This is a genomic window from Candidatus Saccharibacteria bacterium oral taxon 488, from assembly GCA_010202645.1.
Taxonomy (GTDB): domain Bacteria; phylum Patescibacteriota; class Saccharimonadia; order Saccharimonadales; family Saccharimonadaceae; genus Nanosynbacter.
In genome coordinates, this window is sequence record CP047920.1 from 395678 (window position 1) to 422313 (window position 26636).

Consider the following 26636-nt stretch of genomic DNA (forward strand, 5'->3'; position numbering starts at 1 on the left):
TTTCTGTGCGTAACCACTGTATTATAACGAAAATTGTGCTAGAATACAAGCATGAACGCTCGCAGCATCAAGCCAGTTCGTCGCCTGATCAACATGTTTGGGGCGCTCGCTTACAGCCTGTTGATCTTCACGTATGCGGTTATCGTCGGTGCTGGGTTGTTGTGGCTGGCGCGCAGTGGCCTACTCATGCAGCTCGGTGTATCGCCAGAGGCAGTCCAGCCGGCGCCCGCCCCGCCCACTACGCCGAGCGATACGACGCCTCGTGCGGTACCGTTTCTCCTTCAGGTGGTGCAGCTGGTACTGATGTCGGTAATGACGGTGGCGGTTTTGGGTGTGGTGGTGATGCTGCCGTATTGGCTGGGGCGCTGCGGCTCGTATCTATTGAAGCGCAGCATTCGATTATGTCACAGCCAAGTGACGCTGGCGACCCTGTTGTTCGGCAAGATATTGGCGTGCGGCATCGGTACGGTGCCAGTGCTGATCATGGCGATGTATGATGCTAGGCAGTGGCCGATCGCGGCGGTGCTGCTGGGAGTAATTACGGTGGCGCTAGTCCTCTTTGCTACGCAACACTACCTCGCCAAAAGTAGCGAGGTAGTTGAGGCCAAAGATGTTTGGTAGCCTGACGGTGTGTCGCTACGCGTCCAGATGATCAGGCGGCTAGACTTTCTTGACCTGCAGTGCGTCCAGCTCGACCGGCGTATCGCGGCCAAACATACTGACCATGACCTTGATCTTGCCCTTGATAGCGTCAATTTCTGCGATCGACCCATCAAAGCCCTTGAATGGCCCGTCAATGATGGAGACCACTTCGCCGACCGAGAAATCAATCTGATGCTTTGGCTCTTCGACGCCCATACGCTTTTTGATCTTGGTAATTTCTTTGTCGGACACCGGTGTTGGCGTGGTGTCGGCACCAACGAAGCCAGTCACGCCCGGTGTGTTGCGGACGATGTACCAGGTCTCGTCGGTCAGCTTCATCTCGACCAGCACATAGCCCTGAAAGATCTTGGCATCGACAACCTTGCGTTTGCCGTTTTTGATCTGAATTTGCTTTTCTTTCGGCACCATGACGTCAAAGATTTTGTCGGCCATGTCGACGCCGTTGATGCGCTGGCGGATGGATTCAGCAACCTTTTCCTCGTAGCCCGAGTAGGTGTGAATGGCGTACCACGAGCGGGTTGAATCGTAGCGATTTGATGACATAAATTCCCTTTCCTATTTCAAAATTTGATTAAAGCCCCAGTTGAATCCAGCGTCAAGCAGCAAGATCAGCACCACGAAGATCAACGTAAACACCAGCACTGCCGCCGTCATGCTCCAGGTTGCTGAGCGAGTCGGCCAGCGCACCAGCTTGAGCTCCTGCCACGCGCCCTTGAAATAACCAACGTCGCCTGATTTTTTCAATGATTTTTTGGACGTGGTTTTTGGTTGCTTTGGCAACGAGCTGGTCGCTGTCACCGTTTTTTTGGTGGTCTTACTGGTGGTTTTTTTGGTGGGTGCGGTTGATTTTGGTTTATGTGGTGACGGCTGCTTCGTCTCGTCATCCTTCGCGGTGATGCGGCGAACCTTCGTCTTTGATTCTGCTGCGTTTTTTTGTGCCATAGTTTCTCCCAATTTAAAAGTCTGCTTCTTAGCAGACTGTCAAGTCTATTGTAACGTGTTCGAAGCGTGATTGCAAGGGCGGTCTCACGCGGACGTGGGCGGATCGGCCAGCTCAAAGCTAAACGTTGAGCCGTGATTGAGTCGGCTTTTGACAGAGATGGTGCAGCCGAGTTTGTGCGCCAATTTGCTCGCAACGTACAGTCCCAGTCCGGTGCCGCTGGTCTCGCGGGTGCGATAATCCTCGGCCCGGTAAAATCGCTGGAAAATCTTTTTTTGGTCAGTCTTGCCGATGCCTATCCCGGTATCGATTACCGCAAATTGTACGGCACCGTTACGCCGGTGCATCCGCAGCGTCACCCCGCCACGAGGCGTGTATTTAATGGCGTTTATGATGAAGTTTTGCAGTAGCTCAGTCAAGTACAGCCGCGAAACCTTGATCACGCCAATCTGCGCACTCACGTCAAGGTCAAACCGCAACCCCTTCTCGGCCGCTCGCGGCGCAAACTCACTGTGTAACGTGCTAGCCAGCTCCATCAGATTAATCGTCTCCGTCTCGTCCGCCGCCCCACGTTCAGCGCGCGATAAGGTGCCAAGGTCATTGATCATTTTAGCGAGGAACATCACTTGATCGTGCGCCGCCACCAGCGCCTCATGCACCTTTTGGGTGTAGCCTTTTTCGGCGAGCAGTCGAGCATTGTCAAGCGCTCCCTCGGCAATGGCCACCGGTGTGCGCAGTTCGTGACTAACAACGCTGATGAACTCATCACGCTCCTGTTCGAGGCTTTTTATCTTGGTGACGTCACGCAGAATCAGCACATAACCGTCAGTGCTGGAGCTGCCGCCCAAAATCGGCGCAAAGGTCGCCTCCAGCCGCAAATGATCGCCATCGCTGAGCGGCATGATCAGGTCGTCACGAGTGCGGATTGACGGTGATTTACTAAGCTCCTCAAATACGTCGATCGGTGTACCGCTAAGCGTCTGTAATTGAAATATCTCGTTAATGTGGTGGCCGTGGAGTGTGGCATTGGTATCTAACAGGCCAATCATTGCCGCATTATAAATCGTAATGACGCCGTGAGCGTCAGTACTTAGCACCGCGTCGGTCAAGCTGTTTACCAACGTCATCATCTGGCTATGCTCTGGCGCGACCTTCACCTCGTCGCGTACGCGCTGCTGACTGCGCCCCATGCGCCATCTGCCCATCCCTTGTCTCATATGATTTTAGTATAGCACATGCTACACGTGCGGTGTATGGTTTTTCAGTGCCGCTCGGTGCGTTTTGTAGGCTGGGTCGATGGCCGCAACCTCTCGCCAAAACGCGTCAGAGTGATTCATCTGGCGGGTGTGAGCTAGTTCGTGAATCAGCACATAATCAAGCAACTCAAACGGCAGGTTCATCAGTGCGATGTTCAGGCTAATCGTGCCGCGCGACGAGCAGCTGCCCCAACGGCTGGAGGCGTGCGTCAGTTTGACGGTTTGATAGGAAAAGTCGTGTTCCTCGGCCAGAAACTTGAGCCGCCGTGGCAGGTAACTTTTGGCTTCCTTGCGTAGTGCTGTGATGACGACTTCACGAATACGCTGCTGGATGGCTGGAGTAGTAATGTCGGTGCCGGGCGGTAGCTTGACGAGGATGCGGGTGCCGGAGCGCTTGATAATGGGTTCGGTGAGCGCGGGCTGGGTTTCGATGATCAGGTGATGACTTTTACCAATTGATTGATCGTGCGTGTAGTAGTGACCTTGTTGATGCTCGCTCAGGAGTTCGCGAATACGCGGCCGGGATGACTTGATAAGCATTTTTGCGGCGAGCAGCGGTGCGTACGTCGGCAAGCTGATCCGCAGCTGCCCGTTTGGCGCGACTTTCAGTGACACCTGACGCGCCAAGTGCGAGCGCCTCACCGTGATTTCGCCAAATTCAGCGTCAGTAATCGTTGGCATGTATAGCTCCTAGCTAACGCGAATACGACTGAACACTGGACGTTGCGGACGGCGTTTGGGAGTATCAGCCTGGGCAGCCTGCGGTTGAGTCGGAGCGGCTGTAGTATTCGGGCGAACGTCGGCCAGGCGCTTGAGCAAGGTGCGCGCTTGGGTGTTATAAGTGTGACGACCACTGATGACGACGCATGGCTCGCTGGGGTGCGGCGATGAGAATTGTTTGATCTTAGCGTCGAATGTTGCCTCGTCGTTATCGTTGGCCTTGAGCCAGCGCATCTTGGCGGTCGCTAGGTCGGTCTGTACCCAGACAAAGAGAATCTTATAACCAGCAGCGCGGGCCGTCTTGGCGAGCTCAACCCGCCAGGCTCGCTTCTCCGTTGCTCCTTCAAACACGATGGTTTGATGGGTCTTCATCAGTTCTTTGAGTAGTGCACCGCTCGCATAATTAACGGCCGCCTCATCATCAGATAATGCCGCTAAGATACCAGAGTCCAAATGCGGCGCATGAAACATCTCAGAAAACTCAGCCGCGAATTGCGACTTGCCCGCCCCCGGCACGCCCACCATGGCAATGATGTGAGGAGAAGAAAGTTGCAAAGGTTTCATATATGTTAGTATACACAAAAAATCCCCCTTATCCAAGGGGGATTCTCGCCTGAAACCTCGCGCTTCAGAATAAGATTCTCGGAGCGGTCAGTCTCTTACAGGTGGCGTCGGCTGGCGACGTATGCTAGGGCTGAGGTAACCAGTGCGCCCAGGCCCAGACCACCGAGTACCATATCGGTCATACCAGTTCGTGGCAATGCGGTTGGTGTTGGTGGGGTTGGGGTGGTTGGCTTTGGATTACACTCTTCGCTGTCGATACCGACGAACCGCTTAGTGTCTTCGGCTTCTTTCTTGGTAACTTCGCGGATTGTCTTGGTAGTGACGTCACAGACCTTGATCTTTTCACATTTACTCAGATCAGTGGTGTATGGTGGCGTGTTCTCTTTGCCCTTTTCGACTTTCTCGATGACACCAGTCTGGACGTTGCAGGCCTCGACTTTTTCTGGCACATCGACCGTTGCGTTGTCACAGCCGTCTTTGTCGCCAGGGATCTCTGGAGTATCAACGCAGGCGGTGTTGACGACTTTACCGGTAACTTGTTCTTTGATGGTTGCCGTGATGGTAAAGGTCTTTGAGGCGCCTCGTTTGAGCTCAGGGATTGTTGTCTTCCAAGTATTGTTCTGGATGGTGCCCTCAGATGCCCGTAGGAAGGTAACACCCTGTGGAGCATCGTCGGTGACAACAGCGTTCTTCAGGTCAACGTTACCGGTGTTGGTGACGGTTACCTGGTATGGGAATTCGTTGCCAACTTGGACGGTCTTGTGCTTGACACCATCAACTTTTTTCTCAATTTTGATGCCAGGGTTAGCCTTTGGCGTTTCTGGCTGGATGGTGAACTGCTTGACACAGTCGTTGCTGGTGCGATCACCAAGGCTGGTTGTGACCTTGACGCGAGCGGTGTAAGTGCCCGCTTCCTTGATGGTAGCGCTGGTCTCGCTGGTCAGCGCTGAAGTAGTGTTGCTGCGTGAGAAGACTTCCTTGCCTGAAGCATCGGTGATGCTAAAGGTGTATGACTTGACAGTTGCGCCGTTCTCGACTGTTGCATGTGCCTTTAGGGCGACCGTGTTAGTCTGGCGATTAATAACTGGCTGGTCAAGTGCTTTACAAGTAGCCACTGGCTGTGGTTTCGGTTTTGGTGGTACAACAACGTTGGTGGCGACAACTGGGTTACCACATGGCGTCATGATGGCGAACTTAAAGCGGCCCTGCTCATCGAGCCGGATAAACGCCCGCTGTGCGCTACCCATACGGCTGGCTGGGACGACCTTGGCGTTGGTGCCTGAGATCGGTGTACCACCGCTAATATTACGGATGGCTGTCCGGGCATTGGTGGCGACAACGGTGCCGTTATCGAGGCGAACCTCGCCGTTACGGTAGACTGCACCATTAACGTAGTTGCCGCTCAGCATCTCGTAGGAAATACCGAACGCACCGTAAATTGTTGATACGCCTTTGTTGAAATATCGTTCGCGCATCTCTTGTACCGACATGGTACCACAATACACCACGGCGTACTTGTCACAGTCGCGGGTATTGTCAATTGTTTCTGCGTTGGCGTAGTAAACCAGTCCTGCTCCGAAAGCAGCGACCAGCGACAGCGCCACGATCTTAAGCTTTGTACTTAATTTCATAACATCCTCCTCACTGGTTGTTTCCCCAATATTATCACACAAGCATTATTTTGTCAATAACTTATATCATATTTTTTCAAAATGGTTAGTTTGGGTCAGTTTGCAGAATATTTTTTTCTGTTATAATAGATACGCTAACCCGCTCAGTGAGACGATAGGGGCATAGTTCATCGGCTAGAATGGCGGTCTCCAAAACCGCAGAGGTAGGTTCGATTCCTACTGCCCCTGCCACAATTTATGGCGTGACGACTTGATGAAAGTCGTTTTTTGATGGCTTGCTGTAGAATTGACAGCGCATATCAATTCGTATCTTGTGAAAATAATGCCTTGATCTCGTGAAAAAATTGCCAGATGCGCTTGAAAAAGCATAAGCGGCGGTCTATACTGGGAATAAGATGAGAATTTTGATGCTAGGGTGGGAGCTTCCTCCGCACAATTGTGGCGGCCTTGGTGTGGCGTGTTACCAGATGTCAAAGGCGCTGGCAGCGCATGGTATTACTATTGATTTTGTCGTGCCCTACTCGGCGGCGCATCCGAATATTACTCATATGAACATTCACGCGGCCTCGCCGCTACCGCCGGGTTATCATGATCTCGGGGCGTATGATCACGGGGTCGCACCAGAAGTCGAGGATACGGATGGGCACGAACTTGAACCGATGCGTCGGTTGCAGCGCTGCTATGGCAAGTTTGTCAGGCAGTTCGCTCGGATGTATCCACCGGACGCCATTCATGCTCACGACTGGCTGACGATGGAGGCCGGCGTGATCGCCAAGGAGGTGTCGGGTGCTCCGTTGATTGTTCATGTGCATGCTACTGAGTTTGATCGCTCGGGTGAGCATTCGGGTAATCCCTTGGTGCATGAGATTGAACAGCAGGGGCTGATGATGGCAGATCGAATTATCGCGGTTAGCCGTATCACCAAGGATATGATTGTCAAGAATTATCACATCCCGCCAGATAAGGTTGAGGTGGTGTATAATGCGATTGACCTTGCTGATCTGCCGCCACATGAGTACGACACGGCGACATACAAATACCTCGAGGATCTCAAGACCGATGGTTATACCATCGTTGGTGCGTTGACACGGCTGACGGTGCAGAAAGGACTGACCTATTTTGTGCGGGCAGCGGCCAGAGCGCTAGAGCGCTACGACAAGATCGCATTTTTGCTATCGGGCGATGGCGAGCAGCGGGATGAATTGGTAGCCTTAGCCGCGCGGCTGGGTGTGAGCGACCGGGTGATTTTTACCGGCTTTGTTCGCGGCAAGCAGTGGCGCGATGCCTACTACCTGATCGATATATTTATCATGAGTTCGGTGTCAGAACCGTTTGGGCTGACGGCGCTGGAGGCGGCACATCATGATACGGCCCTGCTCATCAGCAAGCAGTCGGGTGTTGGCGAGGTACTCCATAACATCATGCGGTTTGATTATTGGGATGTTGATAAGCTGGCGGACGAGATCGTCAATATTGCGCGCTCGCCAGGCTTGCAGTCGGCCTTAAAGCGTAATGTCAAGGATGAATACGCTCGGCTGTCGTGGCGGGATGCTGCGGAGCGGTGCGTCGCGCTATATCAAGCGTCGGCCCAAAGGAGGTGGGCATGAGTCGAGGCATCACCCTCTATCTCCACGTACATCAGCCGTGGCGGGTGCGACGATACAGTATTTTTGACGTGGCGGCGCGGCATGATTATTTCGAGACGAATGATCCAGCCCAAAACAACGAGTTAATTTTTCACAAAGTCGCCGAGAAGTCGTATCTACGGATGAATGCCCTATTGGAGGAACTGCTCAGGCGGCATCATGATTTCAAGCTGTCGCTAGGCATCAGCGGTGTGTTCCTCGAGCAAGCAGAGCGCTTTAACCCGGCGGTCATCGAGAGCTTTAAGCGGCTGGTTGCCACTGGCAAGGTTGAATTGTTATCAAGCCCGTATTATCACAGCCTGGCGTTCTTTTATTCGCGGCCAGAGTTTGAGGAGCAGATTCGTCGTCACCAGCAGAAGCTACGTCAGCTGTTTGGCGTCGAGACCAGGGTGCTCGCAAATACCGAACTGGCGTACAATGACGACCTCGCTAAGTGGGCGGAGAACGCTGGTTTTAGCGGTGTGCTGGCCGAAGGTTGGGATGATGTGCTGGAGTGGCGCAGTCCGAATTATGTGTATCGGCCGGTTGGCACGGACAAGATTGGACTGCTGCTCAAGAACTATCGCCTGAGCGACGATATCGCCTTTCGGTTTAGCAATCGATCATGGGCGGGTTGGCCGCTGACAGCAGAAAAATATCGGACGTGGCTGATGGAGGCGACGGCCGAGGCGCCGCTGGTTAATTTGTTCATGGATTATGAAACCTTTGGCGAGCACCAGTGGTCGGATAGCGGTATTTTTAGCTTTTTTGATCAGTTTGTTGCTTCGTGGCTTGGGGTTAGTGGTAATACCTTTTATACGGTGTCGGAAGCGCTGGCGGCCCACCAGCCGGTTGGTGAGATCAGCATGCCAGAGACGGTGACCTGGGCGGATAGCGAGCGCGATTTGACAGCGTGGAATGGCAATGATTTACAGAAAGAAGCGCTGCGGTATCTGTACGAGCTGGAGGCTGATGTACTGAGGAGTGGTGACGAGCAGCTGATCGCTGACTGGCGGCGGTTGCAGTCGTCTGATCATTTTTACTATATGTGCACCAAGTGGTTTACTGACGGCGACGTCCACGCCTATTTCAGTCCATACGATTCGCCGTACGAGGCCTTTCTCTATTATGTTAACGCAATTCGCGATGTGCGCTGGCGGCTGAGTGCGCATCGGTACGAGAGGTTTTGATGGTGCTTCTCGCAAATGGCAGGTTGGCGGTTGAGCTTGATCAGTTTGGTCGAGTGAGTTCGCTGTCGTTCCCGCACGTTGGCCGCGAAGTCCAGAATCGACAAGCCGTGCATCGGATCGGTGTGTGGGTGGACGGCGAGTTTTCGTGGATTGATGATGGCGCGTGGCGGCTGACGATGCGGCTGCCGCAGGGGGCGCTGGTGGCGCACACGGTGCTCAAACATGAGCGATTGGGGCTGGTGCTGGAGTGCGATGATTTCGTTGATAGCAAGGTTAATGTATTTGGTCGTAATATTCACGTGGTCAATCTGCGGACTGAGACGCGCCAGGTGCGGTTGTTTTTGCATCAGGCGTTCCGGCTATACGATGATGGTCAAGTGATTGATACGGCGCAGTATGTTGAGGCCTCGCGGGCGCTGCTACATTATCGTGGGCGGCGGGCGTTTGCCGCTGGCCTACGGACATTTGCTGGGCGTGATTTTGATCGGTGGACGGTCGGGCGATTTGGTGCTGGGCTGGATGGAGCGTGGCGCGACGGGGAGGATGGCGAACTAGCGGGCTGTCCGCATGAGTATGGCATGACTGACTCGGTGCTGGGCTGCTCGCTGCGACTAGCGGCGTTGGCGTCGGATCGCTGCACCTACTGGTTGGCAGCGGGGACGTCGATTAAGGAAGCGCTAGGGCTGCACGAAAAGACGCGTAGTGTCGGCCTGGTGCGGAGCTTGGCGCGGACGACGGATGCCTGGCACAAGTGGCTGAGTCCCGGTTTTCGCGCGGCCCAGAAATTGCCGCCAGCCCACCGCAAAGCCTTTATCAATTCCCTATTAACCCTGCGGGCTCACGTGGATGAATCCGGGCTGGTACTCACTGATGACTCGGCGGGCAGTTGTCGTCTGAGCGACGCGGCGTTCGCGCTGTGGCCACTGATTCGGCTGGGGTATGGCAATGAGGCGGCGATGTTTTTCGAAGCTTGTCAGCGGATATTTGAGACCGATGGCTACTTTGCACCGGCGTATTATACGGATGGTGAGCCGGTGGCGACTGATACTGCGTGGCGTCAAGACCGGCCGCCAATGCGCTTGAGGGACGCGGCGGCGGTACTATTTATCTTCTGTCAATTTGCGACGTCACGAGTTGGCATGGAGCGCTCGCGGCAGCTATATCAATCGGTGGCCGCCAAGGTAGCGACATTTTTGACGGATAATTGGGATAATCCAGCGGCAGACGACGACACAGCGTTCGTTTGGCAGTTGTCGCGCGCGGCACTGGAACAGGCGAGTGAACTCGCGCAGCAACATGACGACCCGGCCAATGCGGTGCAGTGGCGAACCTGCGCTGACGATATTAGTACACAGCTGGCGGGGCGTGATGCTGATGAGGTGACGATGGATGCAGTATACGCTGCCTATATGTTCGGCGTTGAGGGCGAGGCTGATCGGACCAAGCAGCTGGTTGGCCGGGCGGTGCAAACATTAGCGGCAGTCGATGGTTTGTTTAAGCGCCGAGCAGATGACCCCGATAGCAGCGTGGTCGCTAGTTTGTGGCTGGCGCAATATTATATCGAGACAGGAGAGATAGCGCGAGCAGAGCGAATTGTTGACTTGATCCGTGAGCGGCGCATTACCAAAACTGGTATGCTGAGTGAGCACAGCGCGTCGTCGGTGGTAGCTTCGGCTGAATATGTCAATACCTTGCTTGATATGATCGTGGCGCAGCGGTAGATTGGTGTGTGGGAGTTAAACCGGCCTACTGATTTGGTTGTTTGCCACAAATAAAAAAACCACCCCTGTCTGAGGGGGTGATTCTCGCTTGATGTCATTAGCCCTTGCGCGGCTTGACCTCGTTGCGACCGAGGTTTTTCTTGGTCTCGGTGTAGGTTGCGTGCTGGCGGGCCACTGGATCATATTTTCGGAGCGTCAGCTTGCCCTGCCCTTTTGTGGTGCGGTTTTGGGTGTTGACTGTGGTGTAGTACGTGCGGTGACCGCTCAAATCACTGACCAAACCAATCAACTTCCGCTTCGTGTTCTTCTTCTTTGCCATCTCTTTACTCGTTACGTTTATTTACAATCTTGACCGATTATAGCACAGATAATTAGGAAACGCTAGGGGCGCTGACAAGGAAAATTGCTCTTGCCCCGAGCTAATACCAGCGTACCATCTCATCAAGTGGCCGGCGGCTGCGCGGGTGTGGCCGGTCACTCCGGCTGGCGTACCCGAGCGCCAGCATGAGAACCGGCAGGTCTTTATCCGGGTCAATGAGCTGGTGAGTTGTCAGTACCTCTGTCGCTTGATCAATCGAAAATCCCTCAATCGGACACGAGTCAATCCCCCGCTCCGCTGCCACCAGCATGGCAAAGCCGAGGGCGATGTACGCCTGGTGTGCTGACCACTGGTGCAGCCCGTCAGGCGTGTCCATTAGCTTAAAATCGTTCTTGGCCCACTGCTTCCAGAACGTTTTGTAGGCGGTGCGCTCGACCAGATTCATGCGCTTTACATCACGGAGTATGTGATCGATGTGGTCGCTAAGCGCGTCGGCCGTCTTGGCGGTAAAAATCAGGAAATGACTGGCGTCAAAGCGCGGCTTGTTAATCGGCGCGCATTTTTTCAGATCCTGGCGCAGCTGCTGATCTTGGGCGACGATGACGTCGAATTGCTCAAAACCGTACGAGGTTGGCGTGAGGCGAATTGCCTCAAGGATTAGCGTCATGTCCTCGTCGGTGATCTTTTTATCAGCATCAAATTTCTTGCAGGCATGGCGAAAGTCCAGTGCTTTGGTAATTTCCGCTGCTGAAATGGTTGGTTTGCTGGTCATTGGCGTCCTCCTTTTTGTTGCCCAATGATACGTTGCTCTTCGGGTGTGAATCGCCGTGATTCGCGCATTTTTTGGTAAGCTTTGTTGCGCGTCCAGGCGTCGATATGCTCGTTTTCTAATTCAGCCAGCGTCAGCTCAAGGAAGTGCACCGCCGTCGTCGCATACAGCCAAGCTAGCCCCATCTTGACGTAATAGCCATCGTGCCTGACGTTTCGCAGCGCCGCGAAAACTTGATCAATATGTGCTTTGTCCAGGAAATTAGTCATCAAAGAAATTACGCCGTAGCGCACTGTAAATTCAGCTTCGCTTTGTAGGCATTCTAGTGCAAAATACCACCACAGTTCGCCGGCAAAGCGCCGCTTTTTCTCGACAAATATATCGATGTGCGCCCACGAGTCAACATGCGGCAAATATTGTTTAGTCAAATCAATCGCTGTTTGGTCATTAAGCCGAGCATGCGTGATCAGCAGCCCGCATAGCAGTACGTAGTCAAATGACTTGTTCTTGGCTGTTAGTAATCTGCTAATATCCGCTGCGCTCATATCAGGCGCCAATTCCCGCGCCAACCGCCGCAAATCCGGCACGCGCACGCCGATGACCGGCATTTTGGTGTTGACGATGCGCTTGTTAAAGGCGGCGTAGGATTCGTTGCCTTGGGCAAGCGTTTCGAGTTGGCGCGTGAGGTCTTGAAGCATATGTTTATTATAACCTATAAGTGGCGCATTGCTAACGCTGCTCCCACTGTTTCGGCGAAACCCGGCATGAGCTTCATCTTGGGAACTGCTTTGAGCTTAAACCAGGCAGCGGATTTATTTTCCCAATTAAGTCGCGGCGTAACAGTATTCGCCAGTTCAACGAGAATAGCAACAACATGCCACTCACGACCTAACTGCTGGTCAATCTGGACAAATGGCCGGCTGAGCTTCATACGGATAATATGTTGCCTTGAAATGCCGACCTCTTCGGCTAGTTCACTATACGCGATGTCTTTAATGCTAAGATTAGGGTTGTCGATAAAACCGGATATGCCGTTAATCAGCTCCGGATAGGCGATAACTTCACTGCTACGTTTAGTCAGTAAGACCTGATCGCCCGAGACAACGACACAGTTTAACACAAAACACACACGTTCATCAGTATAGTTAACCCGCCCATCTTCAAAACGTGGATAATCAGCCGTAAGGTCGCGAATGCGTTGCATGTAGGCGGCAGACGATTGCTTGTCCATGTTTAGTACAAATAATCTAAAAATTAAAATGGAGCCACGATCGGGGCTTGAACCCGAGACCTCATCCTTACCATGGATGCGCTCTACCAACTGAGCTATCGCGGCATTACACCATCGCCTTCGGCACGCGCTCTACGCATATTTACGTTTCACGCGTAGGGGCTACGCACCGCACCGCTACTTTCGAAAACGGCGCGGCAACATTCGTATTGTACCATATTCACGTGGCCGTGCAAAGACGATGGCGTTCTCAGACTACTTCTCTGCCTCGACCTGATCTGGCTTGTCGGTGGCTTCAGGGGTGGTCGGCGCAGCTGTTTGTTTCGGCTCTTCTTTGTGCGCTGTCGGCTTGTTGGCTTTGTCTGAGTCAAACTCAGATTCAATTTCGCTGAGCACGTAGCCCATAGCGGCGACCAAGGCGATAGCAACAACTCCGCTCGTAACGTCGTAGTAATGGGTGAAGAAGCTGAGGATAAAGGTGACAACGGTGGCAAAGAACGTAACGACAATGCCGGCGGTGGCGAAGAGCCAGCCTCGGGTTTGTTTGCGTCGTAGCGGTGAGATAGCCAGCCCAAAGAGGACAATTTCGGTGACGGCAAAGATTAGCGTGATGATCTGCTGCAGGCGGATAATAGCGATATTCGGTACAAAAATAGAAACGCCAAAGAGCGAGATGCGGTCAGCTTGCGACAGAAGTGACAGGGCTGAGGTTAGTGACAAGGCAGCTACCACCGCTAACATCGCGGCGACAATCCAGAGGTTGTCGGCGACCGCTTGGCGCGATTGTTTGGACATGCGCGGTAATGGTTTATAGAGTGCTTTGAGTGTTTTGGCAAATGGAAATCGTTTCATGATTTGATAATAGCATGTTAGGCGGCGGCGAGCAACTTAGCGTGAAGTACGGGTGGATTTTGTGGCGCGCGCTCGGGTTGGCTTGGCTGGCCGCGGCAAGCGCGGTGCGATGATGCCATCCAGCACCGTCCAGGCGACGCTATTAACCAAGAAGACCACACCGACGATACCCGCGATCGAGGCGGCCAGATGTGCGGCCGAATTACTGATCAGTACCAACCCGCCGCTGATAGCTAGACTAATGACTGCTAGGGCGACGTAGGCCTGCTGTAACTTGAGGCGCTGATTTTTCTGATCGTTCCAGGTAATCAGCCCTCGCTTGATAAGCTCTAACATGCTCGAAATTATAGCATTGTTTATGAGTAAAGTCAATCAAAGAGCGCTGACGGATGCTCTCTCTGAAATAACTATTTGGTGGAATTTTACAACTCCGCTAGAACCTATTTTAGTGCAAAATGCTAAAAACTGTGAGCCGCGCCGCCTAGCACGGCAAGCCGTGCTGCGCTCTACCCAGAAAACCCTTTGTATATTTTTTGTAATTTCCCCGCCGTGATTTCTTAGAAAAAGGTAAAGGGTGTTCTGGGCGGGTTCGCCTACCGCAAACGGTAGATGCGGCTTTAGTCGGCATAGCCGACGCGCTACGTGCCCTTGTACTGCAAGTTATGCGATAAAGACAAACTGACCAATAACCGGAAGCCAGAAAGAATCCTGAGACGGCTATCGCCATTACTGCGAGTACATTCGGCGATAGCTTGCTACTGCTTGCGCTTGGCGTTGACTTCGGGCTGTGGCTGGCGTTTTCGGCAACAACCCTAATCACACACAACTTGTTTGAACAAAAGCCGCTCAAGCTCACAGCGATCAATAAAGCCATCGCCGACCAGGTGCGGACAGAACTCACACATTTGCCCGACACGCACGAAATCAAGATGTATGGTGGTATTGCCTTTATGGTCAACAACAAAATGTGCGTTTGCGTTGGTGTAGCAAAGCAGACAACATCATGGTGCGTATCGGCGCGGACGCATACGAGGACGCACTGAAACGAAAGGGCGCGCACCCGACAATCATGAAAGATCGATCGTCCGATCAAAGGTTATATCGACCTCGACGGCGAAGAGCGAAAGGACTTTAGGGAGTGGGTAGAGTTGGCGTTAAGGTTTAATGAAGAATTGGTAAGCAAGAAGAAGTAATCCCAGAGATACGCTATATCTAGCGCATATACACCAGATATGGCGTAGCTATTACTTATTGCTCTGTTCAAAAGCAAGTCGCCCACGTGTCGCAACAATCGCCACGATTGCTAGCACTGTCAGACCGAGTGCAGCAGGCCAGTTGTTGGCGACAGCAACGCCGCTGAGCGTCGCAACAACAAAGAGCGACCAGTTGACGCTATTGTGTGCGAGTATAGCAAGAAACACACTGCCGCGCGCCTTGTTGACGAGCCATGACATCACGACCGACATACTCACCACTAGTACAAGGTACGCCCATAACTGCGAAACACCACTACGTGCTGTGTCCCATTCGGAAGTAAAGAATAATGGTGTATGCCATAGACAATGCACAACGCCCAGAATAACCGCCGCAACTAGCGGGTGATACCGCTGCTGCAAACGATGAAGAGCAAAGCCTCGCCAGCCGCCCTCTTCTTGTATCGGACCACCAGCAAAATATATGACAAATGTGACAAGCAGCGTCGTGATAATCGCAGGCGATATGTCGGACGAAATCCCAACACCACCAAAGAGGAAATACGCCGCACAAATCGCTAGAGGAATTGCCGCGAATGCGAGAATATATGCCAGTGGGTGCGCTCGCCACTGCGTAAAGCTCTTTTGTAGTTGCTTTACTCCTTTGCGTCCACTCGCAATGCGAGTAACAACAAACACTGCAACCAGCGGCCCTGCAATAAGTCCGAGCTGATTGATACCAGCAACCGCAGAACGTGGCAGCTCATACGGTAGCAACCCGACACCTGTCTGCGACAACCACCACGGACTCCACCCAATCCACGACCCAAGATATGCGAGAATAAAAAATGACGCTAGGGGATAGGCACGAACAGTGCTAATGAACTTGTTTTTTGTAGATAGCTGGCTCATGGATTTATTATACCTTGCTGGTGATGTTATTGCGACCAGCGGCGCGGCTCACAGTTTTGTCCTGTTTTGGTGCCGGAAGTAGGACTCGAACCTACGAAGCCTGACGGCGGGAGATTTACAGTCTCCTGTGATTGCCACTACACGATTCCGGCATGGAACTTGCTGCACCGCGGTGCCCACATGTTTTTACACGCTTGGTGCGGGGGCGATGCAAATGGAGCCGATTCAGGGATTCGAACCCAGGACCTGCTGTTTACAAAACAGCTGCTCTAACCAGCTGAGCTAAATCGGCATCTTGAATGATTGTAGCAAGTTTTGTAGCCTAAGACAAGGTCTACATAATCACTTTTCGTGGCTGCCGCTGCTGGCGTGGCTGCTGAGGATGAGCTGGGTGTGGCGAACGGCGCGGGGCGGTGGCTGGCTTGTCGGGCGTAAGCATGGCGGTGGCGCGCTCGCGAAGCTTGGCGGCCAGTTCGGGCTGCTTGGCGCTGTCGTAGGCTTGGGCAAGCGTATTCAATGTGTGCGGCGTCGGTTCGAGCTCGGCGGCCTTCTCTAGCGCCGCCAGCATCTTCTTCGTATTACCTAATTTCTCCTGAACCTTGGCGTAGGCGATGTGCCGGGCGGCATGACTGGCCTCCATATCAAGCGCCTGCTCAAACGCCAGCGCCGCCTTGACATAATCTTGAGTCTCGTAGTAAATGAGGCCGACATTGTGCAGGCTCGAGGCGCTCGGCTCGAGGCTCTGGGCGATTTCAAAGCACTCGATGGCGTCCTTGTAGGCACGCTGCTTGGCATACAAAATCCCCAGGCGATTGTAGGCCGTGGCGTTCTTTTCATCGACGCGCAGGATGGTTAGGAGTGCTTTCTCGGCACGTAGATACTTGTTTTCACGCAGTGACTCTTGAGCGATAGCCCAGAGCTTGTCGAGTTTCTCTGACAATTTAACTGGTAAGTTTTGTGCTTCGCCGACTGACGGCTGATACCAAACTGCCCACACCATAACCAGCAGGATAACTAATAATCCAGACATATGCATCCATTATACCACAATATTGATCAGCGCCAGCCGCACATTGCCATTATGCCTCAGCCGCGTTTCGGCAGTGATGATCCGATCAAGGAGGGGCTGGTGTGAAGGGCTCGGTTGAGTTTTCATCTGAAACGCTACCATGGTGAGAAGGATGTCGATCAGCTGGAGGGCTTTGGCACGGTCGGTGAAATAGGGCGGCAGCGTGCGCAGTGCTTCGTATGAGCCCGGTGTAGAGAGGATGCATTTGGCGTCAGCGGCGATAGCTTGATATTCTGACAGTAGTTTCGGTGTGCGTGCTAGTTGGCGGATGAGGAGTGGCCGGCCGGCGGCCAGGAACAGGATTTGGCGCCGCTCGCTGGCAGTGAGAGAGGTAGCATCAAGCAGCGTCTCGTCCTGTACTGACGAGGTACGGTGCAGGGTCAGTACCTGACAGCGCGAACGAATGGTGGCCAGGAGCTGCTGTTCGTTCTCGGTCACCAGCAAAAAATGCGTGTTGGCGTTCGGCTCCTCTAGGGATTTGAGAAGCGCGTTCTGGGCAGCCTCGCTCATCTGGTCGGCTGGATTGATAATGATGACGCGGCGAACCGTGGCGTGCGTGCGCAGCATGGCGATCATGGTGCGGATCTGCTCAGTCGTGATCGTGGTTTTTGCCTCCACTGGCTGCAGTCGAATCACCTCTGATGGTGTGAGCTTCGCCAGGTATTCGGCGGTGCCAATGCCGTCCAGCCCGCGCTCGGCGGTGATGATCACCGCCTGCGGCAGTCGCTTGGCAAGTTGGCGCAGTGTAGCGCGGTCGCGATGCGCCACCACTGGTGTGCGTGGCGGGCGGGTGTTAGTCATGAGTGGCCTCGCCAGGCTCGTTCGGGGTTGCGACAACTCTCGGGAATAATTGTTGAAACTCCTCCGGAACGGCCGCCTTAAAGGTTTTTTGTTCACCTGATGGCAACGTGATTTCTAATTTGTGAGCGTGGAGCATCAGGCGGCTGGCATCAGGTTTGCCGTAAACGCGGTCGCCGAGAATTGGCGTATTCAGGTGCGCCATATGAACGCGGAGTTGATGGGTGCGGCCGGTGGTGGGCTTAAGTTCAATTAGCGCCTGGTTGTCAGTCGCCATCAGTACGCGGTAGGTCGTTTGGGCGGGCTTGCCGTTCGGGTCGATGCGGAAGGTGCTGGGCGCGGACGGGTTGCGGCCAATCGGCAGGTCAATTTTTGCGGCGGCTAGTTTTGGCACGCCGTCGGTTACCGCTAGGTAGGTTTTTTTGGCGGTGCGCTGGGCGAATTGCCGCTGTAGGTGGGCGGCAGCGTCAGCAGTTTTGGCGATAATCAGCACGCCCGAAGTGTCACGGTCGAGCCGATGGACGATGCCCGGCCGGTCGGTGTCTGAGGCAAATGAGGTTTTAGGGCGAATAATTTCTGCCACCGTCGGCTCGGTCGATAGTCCGCCTTTGGCGTGGGTCAGTAGACCGCTCGGCTTATTTACAACGATCACGTCATCGTCTTCGTACAACACTGGCAGCTCTGCACTGGTCTGCTCCTGCTCTGGCAGCTTGACGGCGATCTCATCCGTCTCGTCAACTTCAAACTTTGGCGTCGTCACCACTTGATGATTGACCGAAACATAGCCAGCTTTGATGTATTTTTGCCAGAGGCTGCGCGAAATCGACGGGTCAAATGCCGTGGACAAGTAGACGTCCAGGCGTTGCTTGGTTGGCACGATATGGAGCGTGATGACAAACTTGCCTTGAAATGGCGTTTCGATACAGCTTGCATCAAGCGGGTTTGGCAAAATCTCAGCATTGGCGGGCCTACCGGGCCACAATTCGTCAATTGATTCTTCGTCAACAATCGAGCCGTACAGCACGGCGAAGTGCTGTTTGTTCAGGATGAATTCTGCCAGCACGTGCGATTCGTCCGTCTGAACCTTCAGATGGCGCAGGGCTTTGACGGGCGTGTTGTCATCTACCAGTTGGTACAGCCTGGCGATCTTGAGGACGGTGCGCGGCGATATTTTCACGCGGCGTGTCCTCTGCGGTTTGGGCGGCTAGACATCTGCGGCGCTTGATGTGGCGGCGTTTCCCGCTTGGTGAGACAACCTGCCATCGCCTGCTACCTCCGTAGCCCCACAGCCGTTTGGACGCGGTGCAAGGTTTCGTTAGCAACGAGGTTCATATCGCGCTCGCTGAACTCCAGTTTACGTTCGATGGCCCGCTCATCAACTGCCGCCAAACGCGCTTGGAAATTCGCTAAGAATTCCGCTACTTCATCCGCCACGATTCGCTTGAAATCGCCGTAGCGCTCCATACCGGTGTATTCGCTAATGGTTTGCTCCAAACTGACGTCTCGTCCAGCGTCCTGGCGCACTAGTGTCAAAATCTCCAGTAGATTGGAAATGCCCGGCTGGTTGTCGCGGTCGTACTGTACCTTACCCAGTGAGTCGGTGGTGGCACTCATGATTTTTTTGTGTGCTATCTGCGGCTCGTCGCCAAGGAAAATGACGCCCTTGCCGCTGTCGTCGGATTTGCTCATCTTTTTGGTCGGGTTCATCAGATCTTTAATCCTCAGGCCTTGGTCGTTGCCGAAGAATTGGTGTTGCTGGGCGACTGGTTTAGGCACGATGAATAAGTCGCCAAATTTGCGGTTCATTCGCTCGGCGATGTCGCGGGTAAATTCCAGGTGCTGCGTCTGGTCGTCACCGACTGGCACGTAGCTGGCGCCGTAGAGCAAGATGTCGGCCGCCATCAGGACTGGGTAGTTGAAGAGACCGATGGAAATCTGGTCGCCGTGAAGCTTGTCAGATTTATCCTTAAACTGCGTCATCCGGCTCATCTCACCAAACCCGGTGAAGCAGTCCAAAATCCACGCCAGCTCGCTGTGGGCTGGGACGCGGCTTTGGCGGTACAAATGAATGGCCTCGTTGTCCAGCGGCAGTCCCGCGGCTGTGTAAATCCGGGCATTACTGAGAATGCTGCCGTACAATTTGCTGTGATCAATTGGCGTGGTGAAGCTGTGTAGATCCGGAATGAACAGATTGATATCATAATCAGCCGAGCGGCGCTTCGCCATATCGACGATCGGCAGAATCGCCCCAAAATAATTGCCAATGTGAATATCGTTGTTGGCGCGTACGCCAGTGAGGATGACGGGTTTGGATAGTTTCATTGTATTCATTATAGCACTCCTTTGGTTGTTAAATAACGTAATAAAATGTTCATTGGGTCGATGGTGTTTGGTTTTTCGGCGAAGGCGCAGGATAGTTCGGTGCAACCTAATAATACCGGCGGACTGCTGGGGTAATTATTGATATAGTTTACTGCGTTTGCCTGCTCGGATTGGGTTATTATTGGTATTTTATACAGCACTGACTGCGGTATTGCCTGACCAGAAATTACTGCGCGAATTATTACTTCCAGCGCTTGTTCTTCGTCCTTATCCGGCGTTAATACGGTTACTCCGGCGGCTTTCAACGGCTTGTCATATAGTCCAGTGCGGATGGTCGTCGGCGACGCTAGCAATCGAATTGTTTTATGATGGCTGCTAACGTAATCAATTGCGGCATCCACCATGGAAGTTATGTGGATATTCAGCCGCCGTTCAATATCGAGCTGCAATAAATGCGCGGTATTGCAAGCAATTATGATAACGTCGTCCATCGACGCGTCAATGTTTTTCAGTTCGTTTATGATAATTTCCAAGGTTTCGCTGCGCCGCGATTCGTTGGCGATAAAATCAGGAACTGGTAGCGACAAGTGAACGGTGTACGGAAAATCCGTGCCGTCTCTTGCGCCGTTTGCTGATGCTCGCCGAATTATTCGCTGGTGTAGCTCCAAGCTTGCCTGCGGTCCCATGCCGCCAATGATAATTATTCTTTGTTTCATAATTCCTCCTTTGGTTATATAAAAAAAGGCCGCGTGCGGCCTCTAATCATGGTTAGTACTTTCAGAAGAAATTTACGAACAATTCAACAAGCCGCGGCGAAAACGCGTGCTTTGCCAGGCGGTGCTGATGAATTGCCGTGTTATGGTCATAGGGTGATTATAATACCAACGGCTAAAATCCGCAAATGTTCTATAAAACAGCTCGCTTGGATATGCGCCAAACCCATAAAATGATGTAAATAGATAAACCGATTGAAAATAAGAGCGATAGGACAGCCATCGGATTTGCTTTCCATAATATTGTCCATGTTGGCGGCGAAATGATAAATTCTACCATTGCTAAGAACCCGATTTTAGTATAAATATGCAGCGATTCAGCCAAACAAACGGCGAAACCGATTACCGTGCCAAGTACAGAGGCTGCGATTAATAAAATGATATCAAGGAGCGGCGGTTTTTCTTCCTGGGTTATAAAACCATATATTAGGCAGATGATGCCCGCGCCGATGGGCCCAGTTAAATACGACACGTAGTTCCACCGCCACAGCAGTAGCCATAGGCCAATTATCATGGGGATACCTAGTAAAAATGCTAATAAAATACCAATCCAGCGCGGACGGTGTCTACGCTGTAGATTATAATATGGAGGTTCTTGGTTCATGTTATTTAGTATAGCATTTGACAGGAAGTATATGGTTTGGATTGGAGGATTATTTATCTGGCGGCTGCGCTTGGTCTAGGATCTTTGACAGTTCGCTAATAAGCTCGCGCAGTTGAGGGTTGCGCAAGATTGCCCGGCAGGTGGCTGGCGTCCAAATGAGCGTGCGGGAACGTAAAGTTTCTGCCAGCGTTTCGCCCGATGGCGTCAGCAAGCCTTCTTTATCCAATTGAAACAATTCAGGCAACAGTGCGTCGCAAAGCAGTGCCAGCGGCGCTTGCGACCGGGCAATGATTCGGTCGTGTTCATCGACCGGCATAGAAATCGGATTAAATCCTAATTGTTGCAAATGGCTGGCTGCCGCCTCGGCGTTTGGCTGGTCGCTGGCGACAACTGCGCGCTGAGCGCTATTCATTAGCAAATGGACGACGGCAGCTTTCTGGTCAAGCTGATCGTTAAATCGGCGGCTGGCGTCCATGACGCTATCGTGTAAAATTATCATCCCTCTTACGGGCAGTAAGGTAAAATTTTCCAGGGGCGCACACACGTGGATAATTTCGCAATCGGATAGTTCTTCTGTGTTGGTGTGGCGGTCAGCTATGTCAAATTCGCGGACTAAAAAGCCGTACTTTTTAGCGCGCCGTACCAATTGCGAACCCAAATCGCCTAGCGAACCGATAACCCCTATAGTTTGTTTTACTGCTGTCATACGGTCTCCTTTGATTTTATGGGGATGGTTATATTGTTAGTATACGCTACTTGGCATCGCTATACAGATTCATTGATACGATAGTCTGGGCTTGGACCCGATCTCAATTATAGATCATTTTCTTAATCTTTTTGTGCGACTTGTAGATTTTGACGGATACTCGCCCGCAAAGTGCTGCCTGATTAGTCCGGACAAGCGCTCAGCGTATGTATCCGTTATTTCGTGCCCTTGCATGGTCATCGAGCGATGGGCGATATTCTTATGCTCTTTGGCTAGTTTCTTCAAATTCCGTTCGACGATCAGTGGGTCGAGTTTGCCTGACAGAATAGTGATTGGCAGTTTCAATTGTGATATATCAGTCATCGTGGTTTGATTGATTATTGCAGTATTTAGAGCGGTCAGGAAGGATTTAGCAGTAATTTTATCGGCCTTAAATCCCGCGTCGGGCCATATATTATGTCGGTCGGCAAACTGTAATAGACGTTTTGAGCTCCTCGGATGCTTGTTGATAAGGCTATATAGGGCCCGTAATATTTTTTCTGGATGATGGATTTTCTCATCAATCTTAGGGTGATATATTGGCGGGCTACATAGGATTAGTGACTGAGCTAATTTTGGATATTTTTTAGCGAGTTCTACGGCAGCTAGCGACCCCATGGAGTGGCCAATGACGATGTCTAGGTGATTGATTGATTCGTGGCGTAGCGTGGCGGCGATGCTGGTGGCCTGGTCGTGAGCATTGTATGATTTCCAGTCTGGTTTTGGTGAATTGCCGAATCCTAGCATGTCGATGGCGATAACTTGCGTATCTTTGGGTAAATGTGGCTCTAGCGGCTTCCAGGTACGCCACGATGTGCCCAGCCCATGGATAAGTAGAATAGTAGATTTTGGGTTATCTGGGCGACAAAAATAATGTACATTCAGGGTGTACGGGACGCACAGCCAGCGATGGACGATTCTGTCGAACATTATATTAGTATACTATGAGAATACTCCGCCTGCACATGAGACGGAGTATTTTTGATAGTTGGTCTCTCCTCTGTTTTAACGCTTGGAGAATTGTTCGCGCTTGCGGGCAGAACGCAGACCGTATTTCTTGCGCTCTTTCTCGCGTGGGTCGCGCTTCAATAGCTCAGCCTTTTTCAAGACTGGGCGCAGGTCAGCGTGAGCAGCCGTCAATGCTTTAGCGATGCCAAGCTTGATGGCGTCAACTTGACCAGCGAGACCACCACCTTTCACCAAGATGGTAACGTCGTATTCCTTTTGCTTGCTGACGATAGCCAGTGGATCGGTTACTTCTGCCAGCAAGGTTTTGTTGCCATCCAAGTACTCAGCGGCTGCTTTGCCGTTGATGGTGATGGTACCCTTGCCAGGAAGCAAGCGAACACTTGCCGAGGCGCTTTTGCGTCGTCCCAAGCCGTAGAAATAGGTATCAGTAGCCATATTACTTTACCTCAACTTTCTCTGGGGTTTGTGCTGCGTGAGCATGCTCGCTGCCGGCAAATACGCGGAGGCGCTTGAGGCGCTCTGCTTGCAATTTGTTCTTTGGCAACATGCCTTTGACAGCTTCTTCAATAATTCGTTCTGGGTGGCGTTCACGCATTTCTTTGAACTGCGTTTCTTTGATGCCGCCCGGGAAACCACTGTGACGGTAGTAGTACTTGTCGGTTTCCTTGTAGCCAGTAACGACGGTGTTTGCGGCGTTAATAACCACCACATAGTCGCCACCATCAACGTGTGGTGTGTAGGTTGGCTTGTATTTACCGGTCAGGTGTTTAGCAATTTCAGTTGCCAAGCGACCGAGTGGCAATTCGCTCGCGTCAAACAATACCCAGCGGCGAGAAACGTCAGATGGTTTTTGTGAATAAGTCTTCATCTTATTTCTCCTTCTTTGGCATTGGTTTGATGTCGTCGACAAACTCGATGATTGCCATTTGCGCGCCGTCGCCAACACGCAAACGTGTTCGTTCAACGCGAACGTGTCCGCTGGTGCGGCCGCCGAGTTGCGGGGCAATTTCATCAACGAGCTTGTAAGCAGCAGCGCGGGTGCTGAGTGCTGCGATCACCTGGCGGCGGCTGGCTAGATCGCCCTTCTTCGCCTTGGTGATGATTTTTTCAATGTGGCGCTTCAGCTCTTTGGCTTTCGGCAAGGTGGTCTCGATTTTGCCGTACTCGACTAGGCTGGTTGCCAGACCCCTCAGCAAGGCTCGCCGTTGATCACGCTCACGGCCGAACTTGCGCCCTTGATATCCGTGTCTATGCATAGTTAAAACTCCAACTCCGCCATCTTGTCGCGTACTTCATCCAGCGCCTTTGAGCCAAAGCCTTTCAATTCTCGCAAATCTTGCTCGGTCAAAGTCACCAGGTCGCGAATCGTGCGGATTTCATTGTTAATCAGCGCGTTCGTGGTGCGGGCGCTTAGGTTTAATTCTTCGATGGATGTGTCAAGTTCAGAATCATCTGCCTCGTCGTTACCCAGTGCTGGCGCACCGGCTACCACAGTCGAGCCTGCCAGCGCGCTGTATTGGCTGACGAGGATAGCCGCTGCCTCTTCAAATGCTTCGCGCGGTGTCAATGTGCCATCAGTCTCAACCGTCAGTGCCAGCTTCTCGAGGTTGGTCTCGTCGCCAACACGGGTCGAGTCAACCTTGTAGCGAACGCGCAGCACCGGTGTAAAGATAGCATCAAGTGCGATCATGTCGGAGTGCAATCGATTGGCACTCGACTCCTCGATCGTCTGATAGCCACGGCCAGCTTCTGCCACCAAGTCCATGATGACGGTCTTATTCGGATCATCGATGGTAGCGATGATGTGGTCTGGGTTAACAACTTCTACTTCGCCGTTTGCTTGGATATCGCCAGCGGTGATAACACCACCAGTTTTCTCCAGACGCAACTCAACTGGCTCGTCAGTGTGAACGCGGAGTCGCACACCCTTTAGGTTCAGCATGATATCGACGACGTCCTCTTTGACGCCCTCGACGGTGGTGAACTCGTGTGTCGCACCCTCGATACGAAAGGCGACGATCGCGCCGCCGCGAATGCTCGAGAGCAGCACCCGGCGCAAGGAATTACCAAGCGTATTGCCATAGCCGGCGTGCATCGGCTCGATCAGAAAGGTCGCACTGGTCGCAGAGGTGTCATCAACGCTCGCGAGTGCTGGATTGTAAATTGCTTTTGCCATAATTCTTCCCTAACCCTTCTTTTATCGTGAGTAATACTCAACAATTAATTGCTCGTTGATGTCAGCTTCTGCTTCCTCGCGCTTTGGCAGTCCAGTCACTTCAATCTTCAGCTTCTTGCTATCGCTCTTCAGCCAGCTCAGCGGGCCTTGGATTGAATTATTGATCACATCATCAATCCGCGTGAAGTACTCAGATTTGGTGCTCTTTGGACGAACGGTGATAACATCACCAGCCTTAACACGAATCGATGGAATATCGACGCGGCGGCCGTTTAATTCAAAGTGGCCGTGACTGACCAACTGGCGAGCAGCGCGGCGGCTAACAGCGAATCCAGAACGGTAAACCACGTTGTCCAGGCGGCGCTCCAACAGTTTCAACAGGTTTTCGCCTGCCAAACCTTCCTGGGCGCGGGTTGCCTCGTTCATCAACCGCGCAAATTGCTTTTCCACCAAACCATACAGACGGCGAACCTTTTGCTTTTCGCGCAGCTGCGTAGCGTACAGGCTTGGCTTACTTTGGCGGCCGTGCGCGTGCTGGCCTGGAATGCCAGATTTCCGCGCCAAAACTTTATGTGCTTTTGGATGAAGCGCATAACCTTCGCGGCGGCTTTGCTTGACAATCGGTGAATTATCTCGTGCCATAATTATGCCCTCCGTGCCTTCCGTGGACGAACACCGCCGTGAGGCACGCCAGTTACGTCCTTAATGCTTTCTACTGAGATGTCGAAAGCGCCAACCGCACGAATAGCGGCATCGCGGCCCAAGCCGACACCTTTGACGAAAACGTCAACTGATTTCAAACCATATTGAGTTTTCGCGGCTTCAGCAGCTTTTTCAGCAGCAACCTGTGAAGCGTAAGCGGTGCCTTTTTTGCTGCCGCGGAAGCCGCATGCACCAGCTGATGAAGCAGTCAACACATTACCCTTCTTGTCTGAAAAGGTAACAATGGTGTTGTTAAATGTTGCTTGAATATGCAGCTGACCAGCTGGGACTGATCGGCGCTGCTTCTTCTTGGTAGATTTTGCGTCTGCCATTTCTTAGTCCTTTCTTTAGGTCTTACTTGCTGCTTTTGGTTGTGTACCGCCCACGGCGATGGCGCGACCCTTGCGAGTTCGTGCATTCGTACGAGTCCGCTGTCCGCGTGTCGGCAGTCCTGCTTTGTGGCGAAGACCGCGATAGGCGTTGATATCCTTCAAGCGCTTAATGTTGTTAGTTACCAAGCGCTGGAGATCACCTTCGACGGTGTATTCGCTGTCGATAATTTCGCGAATCTTGTTTTCTTCAGCCTCGGTGAGATCTTTCACCCGAGTGGTCGGCTCAATCTTAGCCGCCGCAAGGATGCTCAAAGCGTGCTTTGGCCCAATCCCATAAATATAGGTGAGCGCAATTTGCACCTGCTTCTCTGTTGGGATAACTACCCCAGCAATTCGAGCCATGCTTAACCCTGCCTTTGCTTGTTCTTAGGTTTTTTCTTGTTGATGACGTACAGGCGGCCTTTACGGCGCACTAGCTTGTCACCTTTCTTGGGATCTTTGTCGATTTTCTTCACACTTGCACGAACTTTCATTGAAGTGTAAATCTCCCTTCCCGAGTA

Annotated in this window: 35 protein-coding genes and 4 tRNA genes; 7 read left to right on the forward strand and 32 right to left on the reverse strand. The window is 52.6% G+C overall.

Annotated elements, in window-relative coordinates; all coding sequences use genetic code 11:
• Positions 1-51 precede the first annotated feature (51 nt).
• Positions 52-621, forward strand: coding sequence for a hypothetical protein (locus GWK77_02125; GenBank protein ID QHU92968.1), 570 nt, complete (start codon positions 52-54; stop codon positions 619-621).
• Between the two features lie 39 nt (positions 622-660).
• Here GWK77_02125 and nusG read toward each other — a convergent pair whose 3' ends face one another.
• The 6 genes from nusG to GWK77_02155 all read right to left on the reverse strand — a co-directional run bounded on the left by nusG (position 661) and on the right by GWK77_02155 (position 5774).
• Positions 661-1206 carry a transcription termination/antitermination protein NusG gene (gene nusG / locus GWK77_02130; protein QHU92969.1) on the reverse strand — a complete coding sequence of 182 codons (546 nt, stop codon included), beginning with the start codon at positions 1204-1206 and terminating at the stop codon, positions 661-663.
• A gap of 12 nt (positions 1207-1218) precedes the next feature.
• Positions 1219-1605, reverse strand: a complete 387-nt coding sequence (gene secE, locus GWK77_02135; GenBank protein QHU92970.1) for a preprotein translocase subunit SecE — start codon at positions 1603-1605, stop codon at positions 1219-1221.
• Positions 1606-1689: 84 nt separating this feature from the next.
• Positions 1690-2820 (reverse strand): hypothetical protein, encoded by a 1131-nt coding sequence (locus tag GWK77_02140; protein QHU92971.1) that lies wholly within the window; start codon positions 2818-2820, stop codon positions 1690-1692.
• Positions 2821-2841: 21 nt separating this feature from the next.
• Positions 2842-3540 carry a DUF45 domain-containing protein gene (locus tag GWK77_02145; protein QHU92972.1) on the reverse strand — a complete coding sequence of 233 codons (699 nt, stop codon included), beginning with the start codon at positions 3538-3540 and terminating at the stop codon, positions 2842-2844.
• A 9-nt stretch (positions 3541-3549) separates the two neighbouring features.
• Positions 3550-4143, reverse strand: a complete 594-nt coding sequence (locus GWK77_02150; protein ID QHU92973.1) for an AAA family ATPase — start codon at positions 4141-4143, stop codon at positions 3550-3552.
• A gap of 95 nt (positions 4144-4238) precedes the next feature.
• Positions 4239-5774 carry a DUF11 domain-containing protein gene (locus GWK77_02155; protein QHU92974.1) on the reverse strand — a complete coding sequence of 512 codons (1536 nt, stop codon included), beginning with the start codon at positions 5772-5774 and terminating at the stop codon, positions 4239-4241.
• Positions 5775-5930: 156 nt separating this feature from the next.
• On the opposite strand from GWK77_02155, the gene GWK77_02160 reads away from it, so the two are divergent.
• From GWK77_02160 to GWK77_02175, 4 genes are all read left to right on the forward strand, one after another.
• A tRNA-Trp gene (locus GWK77_02160) sits at positions 5931-6005 on the forward strand.
• Between the two features lie 164 nt (positions 6006-6169).
• Positions 6170-7381: a glycosyltransferase gene (locus GWK77_02165; protein QHU92975.1), complete on the forward strand. Its 1212-nt coding sequence runs from the start codon at positions 6170-6172 to the stop codon at positions 7379-7381.
• Entirely contained in the window at positions 7372-8589 is a 1218-nt protein-coding gene (locus GWK77_02170) for a polysaccharide deacetylase family protein (protein ID QHU92976.1), read from the forward strand. The genes GWK77_02165 and GWK77_02170 overlap by 10 nt, the downstream gene beginning before the upstream one ends.
• Positions 8589-10310, forward strand: coding sequence for a hypothetical protein (locus GWK77_02175; GenBank protein QHU92977.1), 1722 nt, complete (start codon positions 8589-8591; stop codon positions 10308-10310). The genes GWK77_02170 and GWK77_02175 overlap by 1 nt, the downstream gene beginning before the upstream one ends.
• A gap of 97 nt (positions 10311-10407) precedes the next feature.
• On the opposite strand, the gene rpmG is transcribed toward GWK77_02175, so the two are convergent.
• The 7 genes from rpmG to GWK77_02210 all read right to left on the reverse strand — a co-directional run bounded on the left by rpmG (position 10408) and on the right by GWK77_02210 (position 13817).
• Positions 10408-10629 (reverse strand): 50S ribosomal protein L33, encoded by a 222-nt coding sequence (gene rpmG, locus GWK77_02180; GenBank protein ID QHU92978.1) that lies wholly within the window; start codon positions 10627-10629, stop codon positions 10408-10410.
• A gap of 100 nt (positions 10630-10729) precedes the next feature.
• On the reverse strand, positions 10730-11401 hold the full coding sequence (locus tag GWK77_02185) for an NAD(P)H-dependent oxidoreductase (GenBank protein QHU92979.1): 672 nt from the start codon (positions 11399-11401) through the stop codon (positions 10730-10732).
• Positions 11398-12096 (reverse strand): hypothetical protein, encoded by a 699-nt coding sequence (locus tag GWK77_02190; GenBank protein ID QHU92980.1) that lies wholly within the window; start codon positions 12094-12096, stop codon positions 11398-11400. Before GWK77_02190 ends, GWK77_02185 begins: the two co-directional genes overlap by 4 nt.
• A gap of 14 nt (positions 12097-12110) precedes the next feature.
• Positions 12111-12629 carry an NUDIX domain-containing protein gene (locus GWK77_02195; GenBank protein ID QHU92981.1) on the reverse strand — a complete coding sequence of 173 codons (519 nt, stop codon included), beginning with the start codon at positions 12627-12629 and terminating at the stop codon, positions 12111-12113.
• A gap of 29 nt (positions 12630-12658) precedes the next feature.
• A tRNA-Thr gene (locus GWK77_02200) sits at positions 12659-12734 on the reverse strand.
• Positions 12735-12884: 150 nt separating this feature from the next.
• A complete protein-coding gene (locus GWK77_02205) occupies positions 12885-13481 on the reverse strand; it encodes a hypothetical protein (GenBank protein QHU92982.1) in 597 nt (198 codons plus the stop codon).
• A 36-nt stretch (positions 13482-13517) separates the two neighbouring features.
• Positions 13518-13817, reverse strand: coding sequence for a hypothetical protein (locus GWK77_02210; GenBank protein QHU92983.1), 300 nt, complete (start codon positions 13815-13817; stop codon positions 13518-13520).
• A 22-nt stretch (positions 13818-13839) separates the two neighbouring features.
• Here GWK77_02210 and GWK77_02215 point away from each other — a divergent pair, with 22 nt between their 5' ends.
• Both GWK77_02215 and GWK77_02220 read left to right on the forward strand, forming a co-directional pair.
• Positions 13840-14034 (forward strand): hypothetical protein, encoded by a 195-nt coding sequence (locus tag GWK77_02215; GenBank protein ID QHU92984.1) that lies wholly within the window; start codon positions 13840-13842, stop codon positions 14032-14034.
• 199 nt (positions 14035-14233) lie between these two features.
• Entirely contained in the window at positions 14234-14524 is a 291-nt protein-coding gene (locus tag GWK77_02220; GenBank protein QHU92985.1) for a hypothetical protein, read from the forward strand.
• A 201-nt stretch (positions 14525-14725) separates the two neighbouring features.
• Here GWK77_02220 and GWK77_02225 read toward each other — a convergent pair whose 3' ends face one another.
• The 19 genes from GWK77_02225 to rpmJ all read right to left on the reverse strand — a co-directional run bounded on the left by GWK77_02225 (position 14726) and on the right by rpmJ (position 26609).
• Entirely contained in the window at positions 14726-15586 is an 861-nt protein-coding gene (locus GWK77_02225) for a CPBP family intramembrane metalloprotease (GenBank protein QHU92986.1), read from the reverse strand.
• A 67-nt stretch (positions 15587-15653) separates the two neighbouring features.
• A tRNA-Tyr gene (locus GWK77_02230) sits at positions 15654-15738 on the reverse strand.
• 63 nt (positions 15739-15801) lie between these two features.
• Positions 15802-15878: transfer RNA gene (locus GWK77_02235), tRNA-Thr, on the reverse strand.
• 42 nt (positions 15879-15920) lie between these two features.
• Positions 15921-16616, reverse strand: coding sequence for a tetratricopeptide repeat protein (locus GWK77_02240; GenBank protein ID QHU92987.1), 696 nt, complete (start codon positions 16614-16616; stop codon positions 15921-15923).
• Between the two features lie 9 nt (positions 16617-16625).
• A complete protein-coding gene (locus GWK77_02245) occupies positions 16626-17456 on the reverse strand; it encodes a hypothetical protein (protein ID QHU92988.1) in 831 nt (276 codons plus the stop codon).
• The gene (locus GWK77_02250) at positions 17449-18630 is read right to left on the reverse strand and encodes an RluA family pseudouridine synthase (protein ID QHU92989.1); all 1182 of its coding nucleotides are present in this window, start codon (positions 18628-18630) and stop codon (positions 17449-17451) included. The genes GWK77_02245 and GWK77_02250 overlap by 8 nt, the downstream gene beginning before the upstream one ends.
• A 92-nt stretch (positions 18631-18722) precedes the next feature.
• Positions 18723-19784: a tryptophan--tRNA ligase gene (gene trpS / locus GWK77_02255; protein ID QHU92990.1), complete on the reverse strand. Its 1062-nt coding sequence runs from the start codon at positions 19782-19784 to the stop codon at positions 18723-18725.
• Complete coding sequence (locus tag GWK77_02260; protein QHU92991.1) at positions 19784-20491, reverse strand: amino acid racemase; 708 nt, start codon at positions 20489-20491, stop codon at positions 19784-19786. Before GWK77_02260 ends, trpS begins: the two co-directional genes overlap by 1 nt.
• Positions 20492-20681: 190 nt before the next feature.
• A complete protein-coding gene (locus tag GWK77_02265) occupies positions 20682-21152 on the reverse strand; it encodes a hypothetical protein (protein QHU92992.1) in 471 nt (156 codons plus the stop codon).
• A 49-nt stretch (positions 21153-21201) separates the two neighbouring features.
• The gene (locus tag GWK77_02270; protein ID QHU92993.1) at positions 21202-21858 is read right to left on the reverse strand and encodes a hypothetical protein; all 657 of its coding nucleotides are present in this window, start codon (positions 21856-21858) and stop codon (positions 21202-21204) included.
• Positions 21859-21972: 114 nt separating this feature from the next.
• A complete protein-coding gene (locus GWK77_02275) occupies positions 21973-22827 on the reverse strand; it encodes an alpha/beta fold hydrolase (protein QHU92994.1) in 855 nt (284 codons plus the stop codon).
• 75 nt (positions 22828-22902) lie between these two features.
• Positions 22903-23301: a 30S ribosomal protein S9 gene (gene rpsI / locus GWK77_02280; protein ID QHU92995.1), complete on the reverse strand. Its 399-nt coding sequence runs from the start codon at positions 23299-23301 to the stop codon at positions 22903-22905.
• Between the two features lies 1 nt (position 23302).
• Positions 23303-23734, reverse strand: a complete 432-nt coding sequence (rplM, locus tag GWK77_02285; protein ID QHU92996.1) for a 50S ribosomal protein L13 — start codon at positions 23732-23734, stop codon at positions 23303-23305.
• A 1-nt stretch (position 23735) separates the two neighbouring features.
• The gene (gene rplQ / locus GWK77_02290; GenBank protein ID QHU92997.1) at positions 23736-24122 is read right to left on the reverse strand and encodes a 50S ribosomal protein L17; all 387 of its coding nucleotides are present in this window, start codon (positions 24120-24122) and stop codon (positions 23736-23738) included.
• A 2-nt stretch (positions 24123-24124) separates the two neighbouring features.
• Positions 24125-25042 carry a DNA-directed RNA polymerase subunit alpha gene (locus tag GWK77_02295; protein ID QHU92998.1) on the reverse strand — a complete coding sequence of 306 codons (918 nt, stop codon included), beginning with the start codon at positions 25040-25042 and terminating at the stop codon, positions 24125-24127.
• 21 nt (positions 25043-25063) lie between these two features.
• Positions 25064-25684, reverse strand: a complete 621-nt coding sequence (gene rpsD, locus GWK77_02300) for a 30S ribosomal protein S4 (GenBank protein QHU92999.1) — start codon at positions 25682-25684, stop codon at positions 25064-25066.
• A gap of 2 nt (positions 25685-25686) precedes the next feature.
• Positions 25687-26076, reverse strand: coding sequence for a 30S ribosomal protein S11 (gene rpsK, locus GWK77_02305; protein ID QHU93000.1), 390 nt, complete (start codon positions 26074-26076; stop codon positions 25687-25689).
• Between the two features lie 15 nt (positions 26077-26091).
• Positions 26092-26478 (reverse strand): 30S ribosomal protein S13, encoded by a 387-nt coding sequence (gene rpsM, locus GWK77_02310; GenBank protein ID QHU93001.1) that lies wholly within the window; start codon positions 26476-26478, stop codon positions 26092-26094.
• A gap of 2 nt (positions 26479-26480) precedes the next feature.
• Positions 26481-26609: a 50S ribosomal protein L36 gene (rpmJ, locus tag GWK77_02315; protein ID QHU93002.1), complete on the reverse strand. Its 129-nt coding sequence runs from the start codon at positions 26607-26609 to the stop codon at positions 26481-26483.
• Positions 26610-26636: the final 27 nt, after the last annotated feature.

Coding starts and splice junctions, on each gene's coding strand:
- GWK77_02125 (QHU92968.1), top strand. CDS start 52: ATGAACGCTCGCAGCATCAAGCCAGTTCGTCGCCTGATCAACATGTTT.
- nusG (QHU92969.1), bottom strand. CDS start 1,206: ATGTCATCAAATCGCTACGATTCAACCCGCTCGTGGTACGCCATTCAC.
- secE (QHU92970.1), bottom strand. CDS start 1,605: ATGGCACAAAAAAACGCAGCAGAATCAAAGACGAAGGTTCGCCGCATC.
- GWK77_02140 (QHU92971.1), bottom strand. CDS start 2,820: ATGAGACAAGGGATGGGCAGATGGCGCATGGGGCGCAGTCAGCAGCGC.
- GWK77_02145 (QHU92972.1), bottom strand. CDS start 3,540: ATGCCAACGATTACTGACGCTGAATTTGGCGAAATCACGGTGAGGCGC.
- GWK77_02150 (QHU92973.1), bottom strand. CDS start 4,143: ATGAAACCTTTGCAACTTTCTTCTCCTCACATCATTGCCATGGTGGGC.
- GWK77_02155 (QHU92974.1), bottom strand. CDS start 5,774: ATGAAATTAAGTACAAAGCTTAAGATCGTGGCGCTGTCGCTGGTCGCT.
- GWK77_02165 (QHU92975.1), top strand. CDS start 6,170: ATGAGAATTTTGATGCTAGGGTGGGAGCTTCCTCCGCACAATTGTGGC.
- GWK77_02175 (QHU92977.1), top strand. CDS start 8,589: ATGGTGCTTCTCGCAAATGGCAGGTTGGCGGTTGAGCTTGATCAGTTT.
- rpmG (QHU92978.1), bottom strand. CDS start 10,629: ATGGCAAAGAAGAAGAACACGAAGCGGAAGTTGATTGGTTTGGTCAGT.
- GWK77_02185 (QHU92979.1), bottom strand. CDS start 11,401: ATGACCAGCAAACCAACCATTTCAGCAGCGGAAATTACCAAAGCACTG.
- GWK77_02190 (QHU92980.1), bottom strand. CDS start 12,096: ATGCTTCAAGACCTCACGCGCCAACTCGAAACGCTTGCCCAAGGCAAC.
- GWK77_02195 (QHU92981.1), bottom strand. CDS start 12,629: ATGGACAAGCAATCGTCTGCCGCCTACATGCAACGCATTCGCGACCTT.
- GWK77_02205 (QHU92982.1), bottom strand. CDS start 13,481: ATGAAACGATTTCCATTTGCCAAAACACTCAAAGCACTCTATAAACCA.
- GWK77_02210 (QHU92983.1), bottom strand. CDS start 13,817: ATGTTAGAGCTTATCAAGCGAGGGCTGATTACCTGGAACGATCAGAAA.
- GWK77_02215 (QHU92984.1), top strand. CDS start 13,840: ATGAGTAAAGTCAATCAAAGAGCGCTGACGGATGCTCTCTCTGAAATA.
- GWK77_02225 (QHU92986.1), bottom strand. CDS start 15,586: ATGAGCCAGCTATCTACAAAAAACAAGTTCATTAGCACTGTTCGTGCC.
- GWK77_02240 (QHU92987.1), bottom strand. CDS start 16,616: ATGTCTGGATTATTAGTTATCCTGCTGGTTATGGTGTGGGCAGTTTGG.
- GWK77_02245 (QHU92988.1), bottom strand. CDS start 17,456: ATGACTAACACCCGCCCGCCACGCACACCAGTGGTGGCGCATCGCGAC.
- trpS (QHU92990.1), bottom strand. CDS start 19,784: ATGAATACAATGAAACTATCCAAACCCGTCATCCTCACTGGCGTACGC.
- GWK77_02260 (QHU92991.1), bottom strand. CDS start 20,491: ATGAAACAAAGAATAATTATCATTGGCGGCATGGGACCGCAGGCAAGC.
- GWK77_02265 (QHU92992.1), bottom strand. CDS start 21,152: ATGAACCAAGAACCTCCATATTATAATCTACAGCGTAGACACCGTCCG.
- GWK77_02270 (QHU92993.1), bottom strand. CDS start 21,858: ATGACAGCAGTAAAACAAACTATAGGGGTTATCGGTTCGCTAGGCGAT.
- GWK77_02275 (QHU92994.1), bottom strand. CDS start 22,827: ATGTTCGACAGAATCGTCCATCGCTGGCTGTGCGTCCCGTACACCCTG.
- rpsI (QHU92995.1), bottom strand. CDS start 23,301: ATGGCTACTGATACCTATTTCTACGGCTTGGGACGACGCAAAAGCGCC.
- rplM (QHU92996.1), bottom strand. CDS start 23,734: ATGAAGACTTATTCACAAAAACCATCTGACGTTTCTCGCCGCTGGGTA.
- rplQ (QHU92997.1), bottom strand. CDS start 24,122: ATGCATAGACACGGATATCAAGGGCGCAAGTTCGGCCGTGAGCGTGAT.
- GWK77_02295 (QHU92998.1), bottom strand. CDS start 25,042: ATGGCAAAAGCAATTTACAATCCAGCACTCGCGAGCGTTGATGACACC.
- rpsD (QHU92999.1), bottom strand. CDS start 25,684: ATGGCACGAGATAATTCACCGATTGTCAAGCAAAGCCGCCGCGAAGGT.
- rpsK (QHU93000.1), bottom strand. CDS start 26,076: ATGGCAGACGCAAAATCTACCAAGAAGAAGCAGCGCCGATCAGTCCCA.
- rpsM (QHU93001.1), bottom strand. CDS start 26,478: ATGGCTCGAATTGCTGGGGTAGTTATCCCAACAGAGAAGCAGGTGCAA.
- rpmJ (QHU93002.1), bottom strand. CDS start 26,609: ATGAAAGTTCGTGCAAGTGTGAAGAAAATCGACAAAGATCCCAAGAAA.